15 protein-coding genes and 3 pseudogenes are annotated in these 17344 nt (G+C 73.6%); 14 read left to right on the plus strand and 4 right to left on the minus strand.

Translation table 11 applies throughout. The features are described from left to right. Positions 1 to 54: 54 nt before the first annotated feature. A pseudogene (bioD, locus tag GA0115240_RS23640) lies at positions 55 to 731 on the plus strand (dethiobiotin synthase); the annotation flags it as partial. A 143-nt stretch (positions 732 to 874) separates the two neighbouring features. Then, on the plus strand, positions 875 to 1375 hold the full coding sequence (locus tag GA0115240_RS23645) for a pyridoxamine 5'-phosphate oxidase family protein (protein ID WP_093739410.1): 501 nt from the start codon (positions 875 to 877) through the stop codon (positions 1373 to 1375). A 123-nt stretch (positions 1376 to 1498) separates the two neighbouring features. On the opposite strand, the gene GA0115240_RS23650 is transcribed toward GA0115240_RS23645, so the two are convergent. Both GA0115240_RS23650 and GA0115240_RS23655 read right to left on the minus strand, forming a co-directional pair. Further along, a complete protein-coding gene (locus GA0115240_RS23650; protein ID WP_093739412.1) occupies positions 1499 to 1870 on the minus strand; it encodes a fic family toxin-antitoxin system, toxin component in 372 nt (123 codons plus the stop codon). After that, on the minus strand, positions 1867 to 2094 hold the full coding sequence (locus tag GA0115240_RS23655) for an antitoxin (protein ID WP_093739414.1): 228 nt from the start codon (positions 2092 to 2094) through the stop codon (positions 1867 to 1869). The genes GA0115240_RS23650 and GA0115240_RS23655 overlap by 4 nt, the downstream gene beginning before the upstream one ends. Positions 2095 to 2193: 99 nt before the next feature. Here GA0115240_RS23655 and GA0115240_RS23660 point away from each other — a divergent pair, with 99 nt between their 5' ends. The 5 genes and pseudogenes from GA0115240_RS23660 (at position 2194) to GA0115240_RS23675 (ending at position 5882) form a co-directional block, all read left to right on the plus strand. Next, complete coding sequence (locus tag GA0115240_RS23660; protein ID WP_093739416.1) at positions 2194 to 2622, plus strand: GNAT family N-acetyltransferase; 429 nt, start codon at positions 2194 to 2196, stop codon at positions 2620 to 2622. 84 nt (positions 2623 to 2706) lie between these two features. Further along, on the plus strand, positions 2707 to 4044 hold the full coding sequence (locus GA0115240_RS23665) for a hemolysin family protein (RefSeq protein WP_093739418.1): 1338 nt from the start codon (positions 2707 to 2709) through the stop codon (positions 4042 to 4044). After that, positions 4041 to 4625: pseudogene (locus GA0115240_RS39385) on the plus strand (CNNM domain-containing protein); the annotation flags it as partial. The gene GA0115240_RS23665 and the pseudogene GA0115240_RS39385, both read left to right, overlap by 4 nt. Before the next feature lie 93 nt (positions 4626 to 4718). Next, entirely contained in the window at positions 4719 to 5057 is a 339-nt protein-coding gene (locus GA0115240_RS39390; RefSeq protein ID WP_370673365.1) for a CBS domain-containing protein, read from the plus strand. Between the two features lie 51 nt (positions 5058 to 5108). Next, positions 5109 to 5882 carry an SGNH/GDSL hydrolase family protein gene (locus GA0115240_RS23675; RefSeq protein ID WP_093739422.1) on the plus strand — a complete coding sequence of 258 codons (774 nt, stop codon included), beginning with the start codon at positions 5109 to 5111 and terminating at the stop codon, positions 5880 to 5882. Between the two features lie 21 nt (positions 5883 to 5903). Here the strand turns inward: GA0115240_RS23675 and GA0115240_RS23680 are convergent, their stop codons facing one another. Next, complete coding sequence (locus GA0115240_RS23680; RefSeq protein ID WP_093739424.1) at positions 5904 to 6263, minus strand: hypothetical protein; 360 nt, start codon at positions 6261 to 6263, stop codon at positions 5904 to 5906. A 106-nt stretch (positions 6264 to 6369) separates the two neighbouring features. Here GA0115240_RS23680 and purB point away from each other — a divergent pair, with 106 nt between their 5' ends. The 3 genes and pseudogenes from purB (at position 6370) to GA0115240_RS23695 (ending at position 9706) form a co-directional block, all read left to right on the plus strand. Next, positions 6370 to 7803 (plus strand): adenylosuccinate lyase, encoded by a 1434-nt coding sequence (purB, locus tag GA0115240_RS23685; RefSeq protein WP_093739426.1) that lies wholly within the window; start codon positions 6370 to 6372, stop codon positions 7801 to 7803. A 38-nt stretch (positions 7804 to 7841) separates the two neighbouring features. After that, positions 7842 to 8348: a G/U mismatch-specific DNA glycosylase gene (gene mug / locus GA0115240_RS23690; RefSeq protein WP_370673366.1), complete on the plus strand. Its 507-nt coding sequence runs from the start codon at positions 7842 to 7844 to the stop codon at positions 8346 to 8348. Between the two features lie 199 nt (positions 8349 to 8547). Next, positions 8548 to 9706, plus strand: a pseudogene (locus GA0115240_RS23695) (ROK family protein). 124 nt (positions 9707 to 9830) lie between these two features. On the opposite strand, the gene GA0115240_RS23700 reads toward GA0115240_RS23695, so the two are convergent. Next, on the minus strand, positions 9831 to 10592 hold the full coding sequence (locus tag GA0115240_RS23700; protein ID WP_093739428.1) for a GntR family transcriptional regulator: 762 nt from the start codon (positions 10590 to 10592) through the stop codon (positions 9831 to 9833). Positions 10593 to 10893: 301 nt separating this feature from the next. Here GA0115240_RS23700 and GA0115240_RS23705 point away from each other — a divergent pair, with 301 nt between their 5' ends. The 4 genes from GA0115240_RS23705 to GA0115240_RS23720 form a co-directional block, all read left to right on the plus strand. Continuing rightward, complete coding sequence (locus GA0115240_RS23705; RefSeq protein ID WP_093739430.1) at positions 10894 to 11640, plus strand: SDR family oxidoreductase; 747 nt, start codon at positions 10894 to 10896, stop codon at positions 11638 to 11640. A 322-nt stretch (positions 11641 to 11962) separates the two neighbouring features. Continuing rightward, positions 11963 to 13423 (plus strand): NCS2 family permease, encoded by a 1461-nt coding sequence (locus tag GA0115240_RS23710; RefSeq protein WP_093739432.1) that lies wholly within the window; start codon positions 11963 to 11965, stop codon positions 13421 to 13423. Between the two features lie 805 nt (positions 13424 to 14228). Beyond that, on the plus strand, positions 14229 to 15608 hold the full coding sequence (locus GA0115240_RS23715; protein ID WP_093739434.1) for a GNAT family N-acetyltransferase: 1380 nt from the start codon (positions 14229 to 14231) through the stop codon (positions 15606 to 15608). Between the two features lie 87 nt (positions 15609 to 15695). Then, positions 15696 to 17344: DUF885 domain-containing protein (locus GA0115240_RS23720; protein WP_093739436.1), on the plus strand; the 1649-nt coding region annotated here is incomplete at its 3' end.

Consider the following 17344-nt stretch of genomic DNA (forward strand, 5'->3'; position numbering starts at 1 on the left):
CGGCCCCGGACATCGGGGAATGCCCGAGGAATGATCGAGGAAAGGAGCTGAGGTATGGCCATCGTGGTCGTCACCGGGACGGGTACTGAGGTGGGGAAGACGGTGGCAACCGCCGCCGTCGCCGCCGCGTCGCTGGCGCAGGGGCTGAGCGTGGCGGTGCTGAAGCCCGCGCAGACGGGGGTGACGGGCGGCGAGCCCGGGGACGCCGCCGAGGTCGCCCGGCTCGCCGGGGAGGTGACGGCGGCGGAACTGGCCCGTTACCCCGAGCCGTTGGCGCCGGCGACGGCGGCGCTGCGGGCCGGACTGGACACGGTCGGGCCGGAGGACATCGCGGAGGCCGCGGCCAAGCTGGCCGCCGTGCACGACGTGGTGCTGATCGAAGGCGCCGGCGGGCTGCTGGTGCGCTACGACGCGCAGGGCTCCACGCTGGCCGACGCGGCGGCGCTGCTGCGCGCCCGGGTGCTGCTGGTGGCCCCCGCGGGCTCGGCACGCTCAATGTGACGGCCCTCACCGCGCAGGCCCTCCAGGCCCGCAAGCTCAGCTGCCTCGGCGTGATCATCGGAAGCTGGCGGGCCGACCCGGAGCTGGCCGATCGCTGCAACCTCGCCGAACTCCCGCAGGCGGCCGGCGCCCCGCTGCTCGGCGCCCTCCCCGAGGCCGCCGGGTCGCTGTCCCCGGCCGACTTCCGCGCCGCCGCCCCGAACTGGCTGGCGCCGCAGCTGGGCGGCACCTCGGGACGCCGCCGCCTTCACCAGGGTCTACGCGCCGGCGCCCTACGCGGCTGCGACGGGCGACGCGTAGGCCGGCGGGGGATTGTCGGACCCTGCCGTCATGCTGGAGCCACGACCGCCGCTCCCCCGTCAATGGAGACGTCATGGCCACCGGCACGCTCGACCCCCGCTTCAGCGACCCCACCGCGCAGCCCTCGGCGTGGGAGGAGGTGGAGGCCGTGCTGCTGGCGGCCGGCACCTTCTGGCTGACCACCGTGCGGGCGGACGGCCGTCCGCACGTCACTCCGCTGATCGCCGTCTGGTACGACGAGCTCCTGTACTTCACCACCGGCGACACCGAGCAGAAGGCCCGCAATCTTGTCGCCAACCCGCAGGTGGCGCTGACCACCGGGAGCAATTCCCTGCACGAGGGCCTGGACGTGGTCGCCGAGGGCCCGGCCGTGCGGGTCACCGAGCCGGCGCTGCTGGAGCTGCTGGCCGGCGCCTGGGTGGCGAAGTACGGCGAGGAGTGGCGGTTCGAGGTCCGGGACGGCAGTTTCTGGCACGCCGGGGGCGCGGCGGGGGTCTACGAGGTGGCGCCGGCCAAGCTGCTCGCCTTCCGGAAGGAGGGCACGTACGCCCAGACGGCCTGGCGGCTCAGATAGGGCCCGGCCCCGCCCGGCCGGGTCGCGAGGGGCTCCGCTCCGGCCGGCGGGCAGAACGGGGGCTCCTCAGCCGGTCCGGGGGACAGGACCGGGCTCCTCAGCCGAGCCGGCGGGCCGGGCTCCTCAGCCGGTCCAGGCCCGCAGCTCGGCCGCGATCCGCTCCAGCCCGGCGCCGCCGTCCTTGACCAGCCGGGCCAGTTCCCTGACCTGCTCGGGCGTGGTGGTGACCTTCAGGCCGCAGGCCACCAGATAGGCGTAGGCGACCGCGGTCGCGAAGAGCGCGTTGGAGCGCTCCAGGGCCGGTACGTGCAGCAGCAGCTGGAGCAGCGCGGCGGCCCGGGTGTGCTCGTCCGGATAGACGGGATGTCCGAAGATCTCGGCCCGGTGCCTGCTGACCGCTGCGACCAGCGCTCCCCAGTCGGTGACCTGCGGGTCCCCCGGGGTGTTGTGCTCGGCGACCATCAGCAGCCAGGCGAGGTCGATCCGCAGGGTCAACGCGTGCCTTCGCCCCGGCCGCCGAACTCCTCTTCAAAGACCTGTTCGTAGCGCTGCATGAAGTCGGCAGCCGCCTGGACGAACGCCCGGCCGTTCTCGCCCTCGTCCTGCTGGACGAGTTCCTCGATGTAGCGATTCACGCTGATGCCGCGCTGTGAGGCCCGTTCCCGCGCCGTCTCGGCGGTGGCTTCGTCCACCCGAACGTTCAACTGGGTCTTCGCCATGCGACCACGCTAGCGCTGCGGCGCTAGTAGCGGCAAGAGTGCCATCCCGGATCGCGGAATCGCCGCCGCCCGCGGGCCCGGGAGTGATTGGCTGCCGCCATGAGCGACCTTCGGATACGGCCCGCGGCGAGAGGTGACGCGCCGGCGGTGCTCGCCTTCTGGCGGCTGGCGGCCCAGGGCACCAGTATCAGCGACGACGAGGCAGGCGTGGCGCGGCTGATCGAACGCGACCCCGAGGCCCTGCTGCTCGCCGACCGGGACGGGGTGCTGGTGGGGTCGGTGATCGCCGGCTTCGACGGCTGGCGCTGCCATCTGTACCGGCTCGCCGTGCACCCGGACGCCCGCCGCCAGGGCGTGGCCCGGACCTTGCTGGAAGCGGCCGAGCAGCGGTTCCTCGCGCTGGGCGGCCGGCGCGGCGACGCGATGGTGCTGGAGCGCAACGCGTCGGCCCATCCCGCCTGGCGGGCGGCCGGCTACGAACCCGAGCACCAGTGGCGCCGCTGGACCAAGCCGCTCGCCGACCGGTGAGCCGCGGGGCCGGAACCGTGATCGGCCGGTCCCAACGCGTGCGTTCCCCGCGCCCGTGGCCGATCATGGGACCGAGGTGTCCGGATGATCGAAGTGCTGCTCCTGGTGGTGGCCCTGCTGCTCACCTTCGCCTGTGGCGTGTTCGTGGCCGCCGAGTTCTCCTTGACGACGGTGGAGCGCGGCGAGCTGGAAATCGCCGCCGAGCGGGGTGAACGGGGCGCCGCCGCGGCGCTGGCCGGCGTCCGGACGCTGACCGTCCAGCTGTCCGGGGCCCAGCTCGGCATCACCGTCACGGGGCTGGTCGTCGGCCTGCTGTCCGAGGCATCGGTCAGCAAGCTGCTGCGCGGCCCGCTGCGGGCGGCCGGCCTGTCGAAGTCGACCGCGTCCTCGCTGGGCCTGGTGCTGGGCACGGCGATCTCGACGGTGGCGCTGATGGTCATCGGCGAGCTGATCCCGAAGAACTGGGCGATCTCCCGGCCGCTGCGGGTGGTACGGGCGGTGGCCGGGCCGCAGGGGATGTTCACCGCGGCCTTCGGGCCGCTGATCCGCCATCTGAACAGTGCCGCCAACCGGGTGTTGCGCCGGATGGGCCTGGAGCCGACCGAGGAGCTGGCCTCCACCCGCGGACCGCAGGAGCTGGTGGCGCTGGCCCGGCACTCGGCGAAGGAGGGCGCGCTGGAGGCGGACACCGCCGAGCTGTTCGTCCGCTCCCTGAGCCTGGCCGACCTCACCGCGGAGAACGTGATGACCCCCCGGGTGCAGGTGACCGCCCTGGAGGAGCAGACCACCGCCGAGGACGTGGCGAACGCCACCCGGGCCACGGGGCTGTCCCGCTTCCCGGTCTACCGCGACACCCTCGACGCGGTGGTCGGCACCGTGCACATCAAGGACGTGCTGGCCGTACCAGCCCATCGCAGGGCCCGGCTGCCGGTCGGTGAGCTGCTGCGCGAACCGCTGCTGGTGCCGGAGTCGCTGACCGTGGACCGCCTGCTGGAGCGGCTGTCCGGCCGGCAGACGATGGCGGTGGTGATCGACGAGTACGGCGGCACGGCCGGGGTGGTCACCATGGAGGACATCGTGGAGGAGGTGGTCGGCGAGGTCCGCGACGAGCACGATCCGCAGGAGGTGCCGGTACTCCTCTTCCTGCGCGAGGACGCCGAGGGCCGCCGGATCTACGACGCCGACGGCGCCACCCGGACCGAGGACCAGCTGGAGCGGATCGGGCTGCGCGCCCCGGAGGGCCCGTACGAGACGCTGGCCGGCCTGGTCGCGCAGCGGCTCGGCCGGATCCCGCAGGAGGGGGACACCGTCGAGATCGACGGCTGGCGGATCGAGGTCACCGAGGCGGCGGGACGGCGGGCGGCCCGGGCCCGGCTGCTGTCGCCGCCCAGGGCGGGCGAACCGCCGGGGCGGGCCCGATGACCGTCGCCCAGTTGTTCATCGGCCTGCTCACCGTGGTGGTGAACGCGTTCTTCGTCGGCGCCGAGTTCGGGATGATCTCGGTGCGCCGCAGCCAGATCGAGCCGCTCGCCGAGGAAGGCGACCGGCGCGCGCACCGGGTGCTGTGGGGCCTGGAGAACCTGTCGCCGATGCTGGCCGCGGCGCAACTGGGCGTCACCGCCTCCACCGTGGTGCTCGGCATCGTGGCCGAGCCGGCGATCGAGCACCTGCTGGAGCCGCTGTTCCGCGCGGCGCACGTGGGCGACGGGGTGGGACGCCCGGTGTCCTTCGTGATCGGGCTGGTGGCGGCCACCTATCTGCACATGCTGTTCGGCGAGATGGTGCCGAAGAACATCGCGCTGGCCCAGCCGGTGCCGACCGCGCTGCGGCTGGGACCTCCGCTGGTGGGGCTGACCCGGGCGCTGAAGCCGGTGATCTTCGGGGTGAACGCGCTGGCCAACGGCGGGCTGCGGCTGTTGCGGGTGGAGCAGAAGACCGAGGTGGAGGCGGTGTTCTCGGACGACGAGCTGTCCCGGATGGTGGTGGACGCGGGCGCCGCCGGGCTGCTGGACGAGCGGTCCACCGAGCGGTTGCGGGACGCGCTGGAGCTGGGCCGGCGGCCGGTCGGCGAGATCGTGCTGCCGGCCGGGCAGGTGGTGCGGGCCGAGCTCGGGATCACCCCGGAGGGGCTGGAGGCGCTGAGCGCCCGGTCGGGTTTCTCCCGGTTTCCGGTGGCCGACGCGGACGGGCGGGTGCTGGGCTATCTGCACGTGAAGGACGCGCTCGACGCCGAGCCGCGCGACGAGCCCTTCCCCCGTTCGGCGCTGCGGCCGATCACCCGGGTGGTGGCGGCGACCCCGCTGGACGACGTGCTCACCGCGATGCGCGCGAGCAGGGCCCATCTGGCGGCGGTGGTGGACGACGAGGGGCGCGGGGTGGGCCTGGTGACGATGGAGGACGTGCTCAAGGAGCTGGTCGGCAGCACCCGCGGATAGCCCCGGTGCTGTTTCGCTGCCGCCCGCGCGGTCGCATAAGATCACCGGGCCATGCAGACGCCTGTCACGTACTCCAGTTTCGTCGCGGTCGGCGACTCCTTCACCGAGGGGATGTCCGATCTGCTGCCCGACGGCACCTACCGGGGGTGGGCCGACCTGCTCGCCGCCCGACTGGCCGCGCTCGACCCCGGTTTCCGCTACGCGAACCTCGCGGTGCGCGGCAAGCTGATCCGGCAGATCGCCGAGGACCAGGTGGACACCGCGGCGGCGATGGGCGCGGACCTGATCACCCTGGTCGGCGGGCTCAATGACACGCTGCGGCCCAAGTGCGACGTGGACGAGGTCTGCGCCCTGCTGGAGAGCTCCGTGGCGCGGCTGGCCCCGGCCTGCAAGCAGTTGGTCCTGATGCGCAGCCCGGTGCGCACCGGCCCGGTCGCCACCCGGTTCCTGCCCCGGATGGAGCACGTGTTCGGCTTCATCGGGGAGTTGGCGCAGCGGCACGGCGCGCTGGTGGTGGACCTGTACGGCGCGGGCGTGCTGAGCGACGCCCGGATGTGGGCCGACGACCGCCTGCATCTCACCGCCGAGGGCCACGAGCGGGTCGCGGAGGCCGTCTGGCAGACGCTGGGACTGCCCGCCGCGGCCGAGTGGACCCTCGCGCTGCCGCCGGCCGTCCGCGCCGGATGGGCGAGCCGCCGCGGCGCCGACCTGCGGTTCACCCGTGAGCACCTGCTCCCGTGGATCGGCCGCCGGCTCACCGGCCGCTCCTCGGGCGACGGCCGCCCGCCCAAGCGCCCGGACCTGCTGCCCTACCACGACGAGTAGAACGTCCTCCTGGTCGTCGTCCTAGTCGTCGCCGTCCGACGGCAGGGTCTCGGCGCGCAGCGCGATCGCCTGCAGCACATCGGCCGACGACAGATCGTCGCGCCCCATGTCGTGCACGTGCGCGAGCTCGACGAACGCCGCCGAGAAGGAGCCGACCAGTTTCAGCAGGATGCCGCCGACCTGATGGTTCAGCGCCACCACCAGTTCGTCGGGCGGCACGTCGAGCGGCAGCTCGATCGGCTCCAGCAGCTCGTTCAGCAGTGCGATCACATGGTCGGACGCCGCATCGGGACCCGTTGCCGCCTCTTCCGGCAGGGCGGCCAGCTCCTTGGCCTCGGTGAGAATGCCGATCACCCGCTGCACGAACTCGGTGTCCCTCATGCCCGGAGGCTACGTGATCACTTCCCCCGCCGCGGGGCACATCGCCGGTGGTCCGGGCCGCTGGAGCGGGACGGCGGCCGGGCCGCAGCCGGTAAGCTCTCCCTACGTGACTGCCAAGCCTCGCATCCCGAACGTCCTCGCCGGCCGCTACGCCTCCGCGGAGCTCGCGACCCTCTGGTCGCCCGAGCAGAAGGTGGTGCTGGAGCGGCGGCTGTGGCTGGCGGTGCTGCGGGCGCAGAAGGACCTCGGTATCGAGGTGCCCGAGCGGGCGATCGCGGACTACGAGCGGGTCCTCGAAGAGGTCGACCTGCCGTCGATCGCCGAGCGGGAGAAGGTCACCCGGCACGATGTGAAGGCCCGGATCGAGGAGTTCAACGCGCTCGCCGGGCACGAGCAGGTGCACAAGGGGATGACCTCCCGCGACCTGACCGAGAATGTGGAGCAGCTGCAGATCCGGCTGTCGCTGGAGCACGTCAGGGACCGGACGGTCGCGGTGCTCGCCCGGCTCGGCCAGCTGGCGGCGCAGTACGCGGAGCTGGTCATGGCGGGGCGCTCGCACAACGTGGCCGCGCAGGCGACGACGCTGGGCAAGCGCTTCGCGACCACCGCCGACGAGCTGCTGGTGGCCTTCGAACGGGTCGAGGACCTGATCGGGCGCTATCCGCTGCGCGGCATCAAGGGGCCGGTCGGCACCGCCCAGGACATGCTGGACCTGCTCGGGGGCGACAGCGGCCGGCTCGCCGAACTGGAGCACCGGATCGCCGACCACCTCGGCTTCTCCCGGGCGTTCACCTCGGTCGGCCAGGTCTACCCGCGCTCCCTGGACTACGACGCGGTGACCGCGCTGGTGCAGCTGGCCGCCGCGCCGTCCTCGCTGGCGAAGACGATCCGGCTGATGGCCGGGCACGAGCTGGTCACCGAGGGCTTCAAGCCGGGCCAGGTCGGCTCGTCCGCGATGCCGCACAAGATGAACACCCGGTCCTGCGAGCGGGTCAACGGCCTGATGGTGGTCCTGCGCGGCTACGCCTCGATGACCGGCGAGCTGGCCGGCGACCAGTGGAACGAGGGCGACGTGTCGTGCTCGGTGGTCCGCCGGGTGGCGCTGCCGGACGCGTTCTTCGCCTTCGACGGGCTGCTGGAGACCTTCTTGACGGTCCTGGACGAGTTCGGCGCCTTCCCCGCGGTGGTGGCCCGGGAGCTGGACCGCTACCTGCCGTTCCTGGCCACCACGAAGGTGCTGATGGGCGCGGTGCGGGCGGGAGTCGGCCGGGAGGCCGCCCACGAGGCGATCAAGGAGAACGCGGTGGCGTCCGCGCTGGCGATGCGCGAACAGGGCACCGAGCGCAACGAGTTGCTGGACCGGCTGGCCGCCGACGAGCGTATTCCGCTGGACCGGGCGGCACTCGACGCGCTGATGGCCGACCGGCTGTCCTTCACCGGCGCCGCCGCCGGGCAGGTGGCCGAGGTGGTCCGCCGCATCGAGGAGGTCACCAAGGCGCACCCGAGCGCGGCGGCCTACCGTCCGGGGGCGATCCTCTGACGCCCGAACAGCTGGCCGAGGCCCGCGCCCGCACGCTGGTGGACATCGTCGACGACGGTCTGCGGGTGCTGTTCTGCGGCATCAACCCGGGGCTGATGTCGGCGTGGACGGGCTATCACTTCGCCCGGCCCGGCAATCGGTTCTGGCCGGCCCTGCACGCCTCGGGTTTCACCCCGCGCCGCTTCGCGCCGGCCGAGCAGCAGGGAATGCTCGCCCTCGGCCTGGGCATCACCAATGTCGCGCCCCGGGCCACCGCCCGTGCCGACGAGCTGACCGCGGACGAGCTGACCGCCGGCGGCAAGCGGCTCACCGCGAAGGTCGAGGCCCGCCGGCCGCAGTGGCTGGCGGTGCTCGGTGTCACCGCGTACCGGGTGGCGTTCGACGACCGGGCGGCCAAGGTCGGGCCGCAGGAGCGGACCATCGGCCACACCCGGATCTGGGTGCTGCCGAGCCCCAGCGGGCTCAACGCGCACTGGTCGCCGGCCGCGCTGGCCGCCGAGTTCGGCCGGCTGCGGACCGCCGCCGAGGCGCCGCCGACCCGCTGACCCGGCCGCCGCCCGGGCCTGCGGATCCCCTCGCCGGACCCGGCCCGCGTCACCTGGTGGTCCGTCGGGAAAGCGGTGGCCGGGCCGCCGGGAAAGCGCCGCCCCACATGTCACGCAACCGGAACCCGGCGGCACTCGCCGCGCGGCCCCGCGCCGGGTACGATCCGCGACACACAGGTACATGCTGGGAGGACACACCTTGGGGCGACTCACCGGCGGGGACCCGTCCCTGCTCCGGCGGATCAATTCCGCGGTCGTCCTCCATGCGCTCCGCGGGGCACAGACCCCGACCCTGACCGAGCTGGTGCACAGCACCGGACTGTCCCGGCCGACGGTCGAGGGGGTCAGTCGAGGGGCTGGCGGAGTCCGATCTGGTGGTCGAGGTCGCCCCGGAGCCGGGCGACACCCGCAAGCAGGGCCGGCCGGCCCGCCGCTTCCGCTTCCATGCCGAGGCCGGCCATCTGCTGGGTATCGAGATAGGCGCCCACCAGGTGCGGGCGGTGCTGTCGGATCTCAGCGGGCAGGTGCTGGGGTCGCACGGGCGCGAGGTCGACGAGTCCGCGTCCGCCGACGACCGGCTGGAGCGGGTCCGGATCACCGTCGCCGAGCTGCTGCGCAAGGCCGGTGTGGCGCGCAACCTGCTGTGGGCGGTCGGGGTGGGCAGCCCCGGCATCGTCGAGGCGCACGGCGAGGTGCGGCTGGGCACCGCGCTGCCCGGCTGGACGGGCCTGGCGCTCGGCGAGCGGCTGCAGCGCTCCTTCCGATGTCCGGTGCTGGTGGAGAACGACGCGAATGTGGCCGCGGTCGCCGAGCACTGGAAGGGCGCCGCGGTCGGCACCGACGATGTGGTGTTCGTCCTGGCGGGCCTCAGCCCGGGCGCGGGCTCGCTGATCGGCGGGCGGCTGCACCGCGGCTTCGGCGGCGCGGCCGGCGAGATCGGCGCACTGCACCTGCTGGGCCGCGAGGTCACCCCGGAACATCTGCTGTCCACCACCGGCACGCCGCTGCACCCGCTGGACGAGCCCGCCGTGGAGCGGGTGTTCGCGCTGGCCAAGGAGGGCGACGTACAGGCGAAGGACGCCGTGGAGCGTTTCCTTCGCCGGCTGGTGCACGACGTGGCCGCGCTGGTGCTGGCGATCGACCCCGAGCTGGTGGTGATCGGTGGCTGGGCGGCCGGCCTGGACGGCGTACTGGAGCCGCTGCGTTCGGAGTTGGCCCGCTACTGCCTGCGGACGCCGAACGTCGTGGTCTCCGCCTTGGGCCAGGAGGCGATCGCCACCGGCGCGCTGCGGCTGGCACTGGACCACGTGGAGGAGCAGCTGTTCGCCGTCGAGCAGACCTCGATGGCGCGGCGCTGAGGCCGTTCGCGGCGGGGCCGGGCGTTTGCCGTGCCGCCGCGCTTCCGGCGGCCGACAGCACCGCGGCCCACCGGCGGGAGGCCGGTGGGCCGCGGTCGGCCGTTCGGGGGCGGGCGGGCGCCGGTCAGGACGCCTGGCGGCTCTCCGGCTGGTGGTGGGTGACCTCGAGTGCGCCGGAGTCGCCGAAGGTCAGCCGGCAGGTGTCCGCGCGGTAGGTGGCCACCGAGGCGGCGGCGACCCGGCCGCCGGCGTAGTAGCGGGTGGTGACCACGAGCACCGGCGCGCCGGGCAGCCGGTCGAGCTGCTTGGCGTCCTCCGCGCGGGCCGAGCCCAGCTCCACCGCCCGGTCGTCGCCGTCCAGCGTCAGGGAGTGCAGCTCCCGCAGCACGGCCGGGGCGTGGGTGGCGGGCGTGAGCAGCCCGGACAGGTTCGGCACCGAGGCCGGCGGGACGTAGAGGAGTTCGGTGGCGACCGACTGGCCCTGCATCACCCGCTCGCGGCGGATGGTGTGCACGGCGTCGTCCGTTCCGGTGCCGAGCAGGGCGGCGATCGCCGCGGGGGCGACGGCCTCGACGCAGCCGACGGTGTTCCACGCGTCGCGGCCCGCGCCCGGCCAGGCGTTGGTCAACGGTCCGACGGCGACACCCATCCGGGGCGGCGCCACCGTGGTGCCGACGCCGCGGCGCCGCTGCAGCCGGCCTTCCAGCTCCAGTTGTTCGAGCGCCTGGCGCAACGTGGCCCGTGCCACACCGAAGCGGGCCGCCAGGTCACGTTCGTTCGGCAGGATCTCGCCGACCTCGAACTCGGAGTCGAGGGCGTCGTTCAGCACCGTCTTGAGGTGCCAGTACTTCGGCTCCTGCACCGCTTCGAGCTGCGTGGTCCCCACCCTGTCCTCGCATTCCCCGGGGCCGCCGCCGGCCGATCGGGCCGGGTCGGGCGGCTTGTTAAGCCTTGTTTCGGAACCTGTGTTTATTAAAGGTCCTTGCACTACTACTGGTGACGATAGAGCCGGTGCCCAAACTTGGTCAAGACCAATACTCGGACCCGCCCAAGCCCACCGGAACCGGATACATGAGAGGTTCACGCGGTGTTGATCGTCCGCTGCGATAGCGTTCGTGATCCGCGCGGGCACAGCGCGCGGCCGCGAACCGCGGTGGACGGCGGCCAGCAGCGGGAGGACGGCTTCGATGGACCAGGTCACGGTGGTCACCGGGGGTGGCCGGGGCATCGGGGCCGCGGTGGCGCTGCGGCTCGCGGCGGACGGGCACCGGATCGGCATCGGCTACGAACGGGCGGCGGAAGCGGCGCTGGAGGTGGCCGGCACGGTGCGGGCGGCCGGCGGGGAATGCCTGGTGCACCAGCTCGACACCAGCGACGAGGACCAGGTCGACGCGTTCTTCGACGCGGTGACGGCGGGCCTGGGGCCGGTCACCGGGCTGGTGAACAACGCGGGCATCACCGGCCCGCTGGGCCGGTTCACCGAGACCCCGGTGGCGGTCATGCGCCGCGTGGTGGACGTCAATGTGATGGGCGCGCTGATCTGCGCCCGCCGCGCGGCGCAGGAGATGTCCACCCGGCGCGGGGGCGGCGGCGGCGCGATCGTTAACATGTCCTCGGGCGGCGCCACGCTGGGCAGCCCCGGCGAGTACGTGCACTACGCGGCCAGCAAGGCGGCGGTGGATGCGCTGACGACGGGCCTGTCCAAGGAACTGGCGGCCGAGGGGATACGGGTCAACTCCGTGCAGCCCGGCATGATCGTCACCGGAATCCATGCCGCGATGGGCGACCCCGAGCGGCCCTGGCGCGATCCGGGCCGTATCCCGATGGGACGGCCGGGGCAGCCGGAGGAGGTCGCGGGCGCGGTGGCGTGGCTGCTGTCGGCGCAGGCGTCCTACACCACCGGTGCGGTGCTGCGGGTGGCCGGCGGTCTGTGAGGAGCAGGTGGTGATGCGGCGGATCGCGGAGTCGGCGCCCCCGCGGACGGCCTTACGGCGACCGTGCGGACCCCGGTGTTGACCGGCGCATGACTGAAAACCGACGGTGTAACGCGGCCGAAACCCGCGACCCGTCCGGCGGGAGCACAATCCGTGTGCCCCGCCCGCTTGCACCCTTTGTTGGAGCGGCGTTTCCCCGCCCGCCGTCCGTCCACGCCGTCCCGTTCCCCGCGGCGCCGCCGCCCTGTCCCCGCCGTCCCCCGCCGACCCCCGACCGATCCCCCTCCCCCCACCGACCCCGGTTCGATCTCAGAGGAGTGCCATGTCCGGACCCACCGTGGAAGCAGAGAAGCCGACGTCCCCGCCACCGCCGACCGGCAACCGGCTGGACCGCTACTTCCGGATCACCGAGCGCGGTTCGACCCCGGCGCGGGAGGTCCGCGGCGGCCTCGCCACGTTCTTCACGATGGCCTACATCCTGGTGCTCAATCCGATCATCCTGGGCAGCGCGACCGACAAGTTCGGGCACCACCTGTCCACCGCCCAGCTGCTCACCGCGACCGCCCTGGTGGCGGCGGTGATGAGCGCGGTCATGGGCGTCGGCGGCAATCTGCCGCTGGCCATCGCGACCGGCCTGGGCCTGAACGCGGTGGTCGCCTTCCAGTTGGCGCCGAGGATGAGCTGGCCGGACGCGATGGGTCTGGTGGTCCTGGAGGGCCTGCTGATCTGCGTCCTGGTCGCCACCGGGCTGCGCGAGGCGATCATGAACGCGATCCCGCAGGCGATCAAGCAGGCGATCAGCGTGGGTATCGGTATGTTCATCGCGTTCATCGGCCTGGTCGACGCCGGGTTCGCCAGCCGAATACCCGACGCGGCCAAGACCACCACCCCGGTCCAGCTCGGCGGCTCCGGAACGCTCACCGGCTGGCCGGTGCTGGTGTTCTGCCTCGGAGTGCTGCTGACGGTGGCGCTGGTCGCCCGCAAGGTGCGCGGCGCCATCCTGATCAGCATCGTGGTGATGACGGTGGTGGCGATCATCGTCAACTCGATCGCGGACATCCCCGACGCCGCCTGGGGCCTGACCGTACCGAAGCTGCCGCACCACGTGGTGGCCAGCCCCGACTTCGGGCTCATCGGACACTTCAGCCTCTTCGGCGGGTTCCGGGAGGCGGGCGTGGTCACCTCCCTGCTGTTCGTCTTCACCCTGGTGCTGTCGGACTTCTTCGACGCGATGGGCACGATCGTCGGCATCTCCAACGAGGCGGGGCTGCTGGACGAGCAGGGCCGGGTGCCCAACATCGGGCGGGTGCTGTTCATCGACGGGGCGGCGGCGGTCGCGGGCGGCATCGCGTCCAGCTCCTCCAACACCGCCTTCGTCGAGTCGGCGGCCGGCGTCGGCGAAGGCGCGCGCACCGGGCTGGCCAGCGTGGTGACGGGGCTGCTCTTCGCGGTCGCGCTCTTCTTGTCGCCCCTGGCCGGGGTGGTGCCGTCACAGGCGGCGGCGCCGGCCCTGGTCGCGGTGGGCTTCCTGCTGATGGCACAGGTGCGGAACATCGACTGGACGCAGTACGACATCGCGATCCCGGCCTTCCTCACCATCGTCGTGATGCCGTTCACCTACAGCATCACCAACGGGATCGGGGCCGGCTTCCTGTCGTTCGTCGTCATCAAGGCGGCGCTGGGCAAGATCCGTGAGGTGCACCCCCTGGTGTGGGGCGTGTCGGTCTGCTTCGTGGCGTACTTCGCGATCGACCCGCTGCAGCAGGCGCTCGGCGTCAAGTAGCCGGGTGGCCGGGCCGCCCGGCCGTCCGCGCGGAGCCGGGGCCGCACCGCCCAGCGTCCGCGGGAGGAGGGGGCCCCGCGGACGCGCGGGCGGCCCAGAGCGTGTCCGACACGTCGGCCGGGCTCTGGGCCCCGACCGGGACGGGGGCGCCCGGCCGGGGCAGCTGGCCGGGCCGGTGCTCGCACCGGCCCGTACTGAGACAACTCCCCCCCATCCCGGCCGAGTTCCCGGGCCGTGAAAGATTTTCGCCGGACCGGGCCGGACCGGACCGGAAGGGCCGCCGGGGACGACGAGGCCGCCGTCAGCCCCGGTGCGTCCGGGGCAGGGCCGGCAGTGGGGCGGGCACCGCGGCCTGGGCGCGCCGCCGCCCGCGCGATGGCCGTACGCCCGCTGAGCGACCCCCGGTTCGGCTCCGGCCGGGCGCCGAAGGCAGGGGCGCGAGGAACGGCGCTAGGAACCCACCACCCGCCGGAGGCCCGGACACGACAGCAACAGCCCACCCGGCCGGTGACGACCCGCACCCGGCCCGACTGGCTGGCCGTGCAACTCCCCGCGCTCCTACGGGGCAGCGTCGCCGGAGGCGATCACCCGGGCGGTGGCCGTGCTCCCGGCTGCCCGGCGCCCCCGGTCACGGGCGCTCCCGCCCAAGCGTTCCCGCCCGGCGCCTCCACCAGGCGCTTCCACCCGGTTCTCCACCCGGGCGGCAAAAAGGTTGAAAAGGTAAGTTAACCGGGAAGATCAGGCCTTTACCGTCTGGTCATGACACGTTCGTGGCCGCGCAACAAGCCTTCGGCATGGTGGCGGTATGCGTCACTCGACTCCCGCCCAGACCCGAGCCCGGCAGCGCCACTGGGGCCGCGATCTCGCCGAAGTGGCCGCGCTGTTCACCGCGATGGCCGCGGCTGACTTCGTGGCCGACCTGGTGAACCACGGCCCGGACGGCGGAGTGCTGCTGGCCACCTCGTCGCTCGGACTGCTCGGCGCCGCGGGATTCCACACCTGGTGGACACGCCGGCACAGCCACGCGCCACCGGGCCCGCCCGAGACCGCCCCGGCCGGCACCGAGACCACGCTGTGGCGGCTGCGGACGACCCTGCGCGACACCCCCGGCAGCCTGGGCGAGGTCTGCACCGCGCTGGCCGGCAGCCGGGTCGACATCGTCACCCTGCAGACGCATCCGCTGGCCGACGGCACCGTCGACGAGTTCCTGCTGCGGGCGCCCGCGGCGCTGCCGGCCGCCGCGCTGGCGCTCACCGTCGCCGACGCGGGCGGCGCGGACACCTGGCTGGAGCGGGCCGACGCCCACGATCTGGTGGACGCGCCCACCCGGATGCTCGCCCTGGCCACCAGGACCGCGCTGGACCCGGCTGAACTGCCCCTCGCGCTGCGCGAGTTGTTCGGCCGCTGCACCATCAGCTCGACGCCCGCGACACCCGGCGGCGCCGCGGGCTCGGCGCGGGACGACGCGGCGGAGGAGCCCGGGGTCCAGGAGTCGCCCCGGCCCACCGTGATGCGGTTGCGCGACCCCTCCGGCGGCACCATCGTCGTCCGGCGCGACCATCTGCCCTTCACCCCGACCGAGTTCGCCCGGGCCAGGGCGCTGGTGGAGCTCGACGCGCGGCTCGGCGTCCGGATGCCCGCCCGCCGGGACGTCCTCACCCTCCCGGAGGGCAACGAGATCACCGTGCGCCGGGCCGGCTCGGACGACCACGCGGCCGCGCTGGCGATGCACGACCGCTGCTCCCCCGCCACCCTCTCCTCCCGCTACCACGGGCCGGTCGGCGACGCCGACCGCTATCTGGCCCATCTGCTGAGCCCGCGCTTCGGCCGCACCCTCGCGGTGGAGACCGCCTCCGGACGGCTGGTGGCGCTCGGCCACCTGCTGTGGGACGGCGACGAGAACGAGGTCGCGCTGATCGTCGAGGACGACTGGCAGCGCCGCGGCATCGGCGCCGCCCTGCTGCGCCGGCTGGTCGAACTCGCCGCGGAGGCGGGCCGGGACAGCGTCTACGCGGTCACCCGCTCGTCCAACACCGCCATGGTGGCGACCATGCGCGAGCTGGACCTGCCGCTGGACTACCAGCTGGAGGACGGCACCTTGGTGATCACCGCCGCGCTGCCGTCGGCCAGCGGCACCGGTCCCGCGCCGGCCGCGCTGCCCTGGGTCACTGGCCCCCGCCGCTGACCGGGCCGCTCCGCCGGACGCCGGGACGCGGGCAGCGAAGATTTTTTACTAGTGACGCGGACGGCGTCGGCGTACGAGGATGGCGGTATGTCCATCCTCAGCAGCAGTGCCCTGCCCCGCCAGATCGCCGACGCCTACGTCGACGACCTGCTCGAACTCGATCCGATCCTCGGCACGTATCTCGGCGCGCCCGGTAGCAGCCGCCGACTGCCGGACTTCTCACCGGCGGGCGCCGACGCACTGGCCGAGCTGGCCCGCACCACGCTGGACCGGCTGACCCTGGCCGAGGCCCGGCCCGGGGCGGAGAGCGACGCCGAGCGGCGCTGCGCCCGGCTGCTCCGGGAGCGGCTCACCGCCGAACTCGCGGTCCACGCCGCGCAGGAGCCGTTGCGGGCGGTGAGCAATCTGGCCTCACCCGCGCACGCGGTCCGCGAGGCCTTCACCTTGATGCCCACCGGGACACCGCAGGAGTGGGCGGACATCGCGGCCCGGCTGCGGCAGATCCCGGCCGCGCTCGACGGCTACCGGGCGTCGCTCACCGAGGGCCTGGCCCGCGGTCTGCGGGCCGGCCCGCAGCAGGTGGAGACGGTCATCGGCCAGTTCACCGAGTGGACCGGCGACGGCGGGTCCGGCAGCTGGTTCGCGGAGCTGACCGCGGGCGGCCCGGAGGAGCAGCGCGCCGAACTGGACGCGGCCGCGGCCGAGGCCACCGCCGCCTACACCGCGCTGCGCGACTGGTTCCGGGACACCTACGCCCCGGCCGTCGCCGGCGCCCCCGACACCGTCGGCCGCGAGCGGTACGCCCGCTGGTCCCGGCTGTGGAACGGCACGGATCTGGACCTGGACGAGGCGTACGCGTACGGCTGGTCCGAATTCCACCGCCTGCACGGAGAGATGGTCGCCGAGGCCGGCAAGATCCTGCCCGACGCGACGCCCTGGGAGGTGCTCCGGCACCTGGACGAGCACGGCCAGGCCATCGAGGGGGTCGAGGAGGTGCGCGACTGGCTCCAGGCCCTGATGGACGAGGCCATCGAGGCGCTGGACGGCACCCACTTCGAACTCGCCGAGCGGGTCCGCCGGGTGGAGTCCCGGATCGCCCCGCCCGGCGGCGCGGCGGCCCCGTACTACACCGGCCCGTCGGAGGACTTCAGCCGCCCGGGACGCACCTGGCTGCCCACCATGGGCAAGACCCGCTTCCCGGTCTTCGACCTGGTCTCCACCTGGTACCACGAGGGGGTGCCCGGCCACCACCTGCAGATCGCGCAGTGGGCGCACGTCGCGGAGAACCTGTCGCGGTACCAGGCCACCGTCGGCATGGTCAGCGCCAACGCCGAGGGCTGGGCGCTGTACGCGGAGCGGCTGATGGACGAGTTGGGCTTCCTCACCGACCCGGAGCGGCGGCTCGGCTACCTCGACGCCCAGATGATGCGCGCCAACCGCATCATCGTGGACATCGGCATGCACCTGGAGCTGGAGATCCCGGCGGACTCGCCGTTCCACCCGGGCGAGCGCTGGACGCCGCAGCTGGCCCGGGACTTCTTCGGCGGCTACAGCGGCCGTCCGGCCGACTTCGTGGACAGCGAGCTGGTCCGCTACCTGGGCATGCCCGGGCAGGCGATCGGCTACAAGCTCGGCGAGCGCGCCTGGCTGACCGGCCGGGCCGCGGCCCGGGCGGCCCACGGCGACGCCTTCGACGCGAAGGCCTGGCACATGGCGGCGCTGTCGCTGGGCTCGCT

The sequence above is a fragment of the Streptomyces sp. DvalAA-14 genome (assembly GCF_900091855.1).
Lineage (GTDB): Bacteria > Actinomycetota > Actinomycetes > Streptomycetales > Streptomycetaceae > Actinacidiphila.

Coding starts and splice junctions, on each gene's coding strand:
- GA0115240_RS23645 (WP_093739410.1), top strand. CDS start 875: ATGGCCACCGGCACGCTCGACCCCCGCTTCAGCGACCCCACCGCGCAG.
- GA0115240_RS23655 (WP_093739414.1), bottom strand. CDS start 2,094: ATGGCGAAGACCCAGTTGAACGTTCGGGTGGACGAAGCCACCGCCGAG.
- GA0115240_RS23660 (WP_093739416.1), top strand. CDS start 2,194: ATGAGCGACCTTCGGATACGGCCCGCGGCGAGAGGTGACGCGCCGGCG.
- GA0115240_RS23665 (WP_093739418.1), top strand. CDS start 2,707: ATGATCGAAGTGCTGCTCCTGGTGGTGGCCCTGCTGCTCACCTTCGCC.
- GA0115240_RS23675 (WP_093739422.1), top strand. CDS start 5,109: ATGCAGACGCCTGTCACGTACTCCAGTTTCGTCGCGGTCGGCGACTCC.
- GA0115240_RS23680 (WP_093739424.1), bottom strand. CDS start 6,263: ATGAGGGACACCGAGTTCGTGCAGCGGGTGATCGGCATTCTCACCGAG.
- GA0115240_RS23705 (WP_093739430.1), top strand. CDS start 10,894: ATGGACCAGGTCACGGTGGTCACCGGGGGTGGCCGGGGCATCGGGGCC.
- GA0115240_RS23710 (WP_093739432.1), top strand. CDS start 11,963: ATGTCCGGACCCACCGTGGAAGCAGAGAAGCCGACGTCCCCGCCACCG.
- GA0115240_RS23715 (WP_093739434.1), top strand. CDS start 14,229: ATGCGTCACTCGACTCCCGCCCAGACCCGAGCCCGGCAGCGCCACTGG.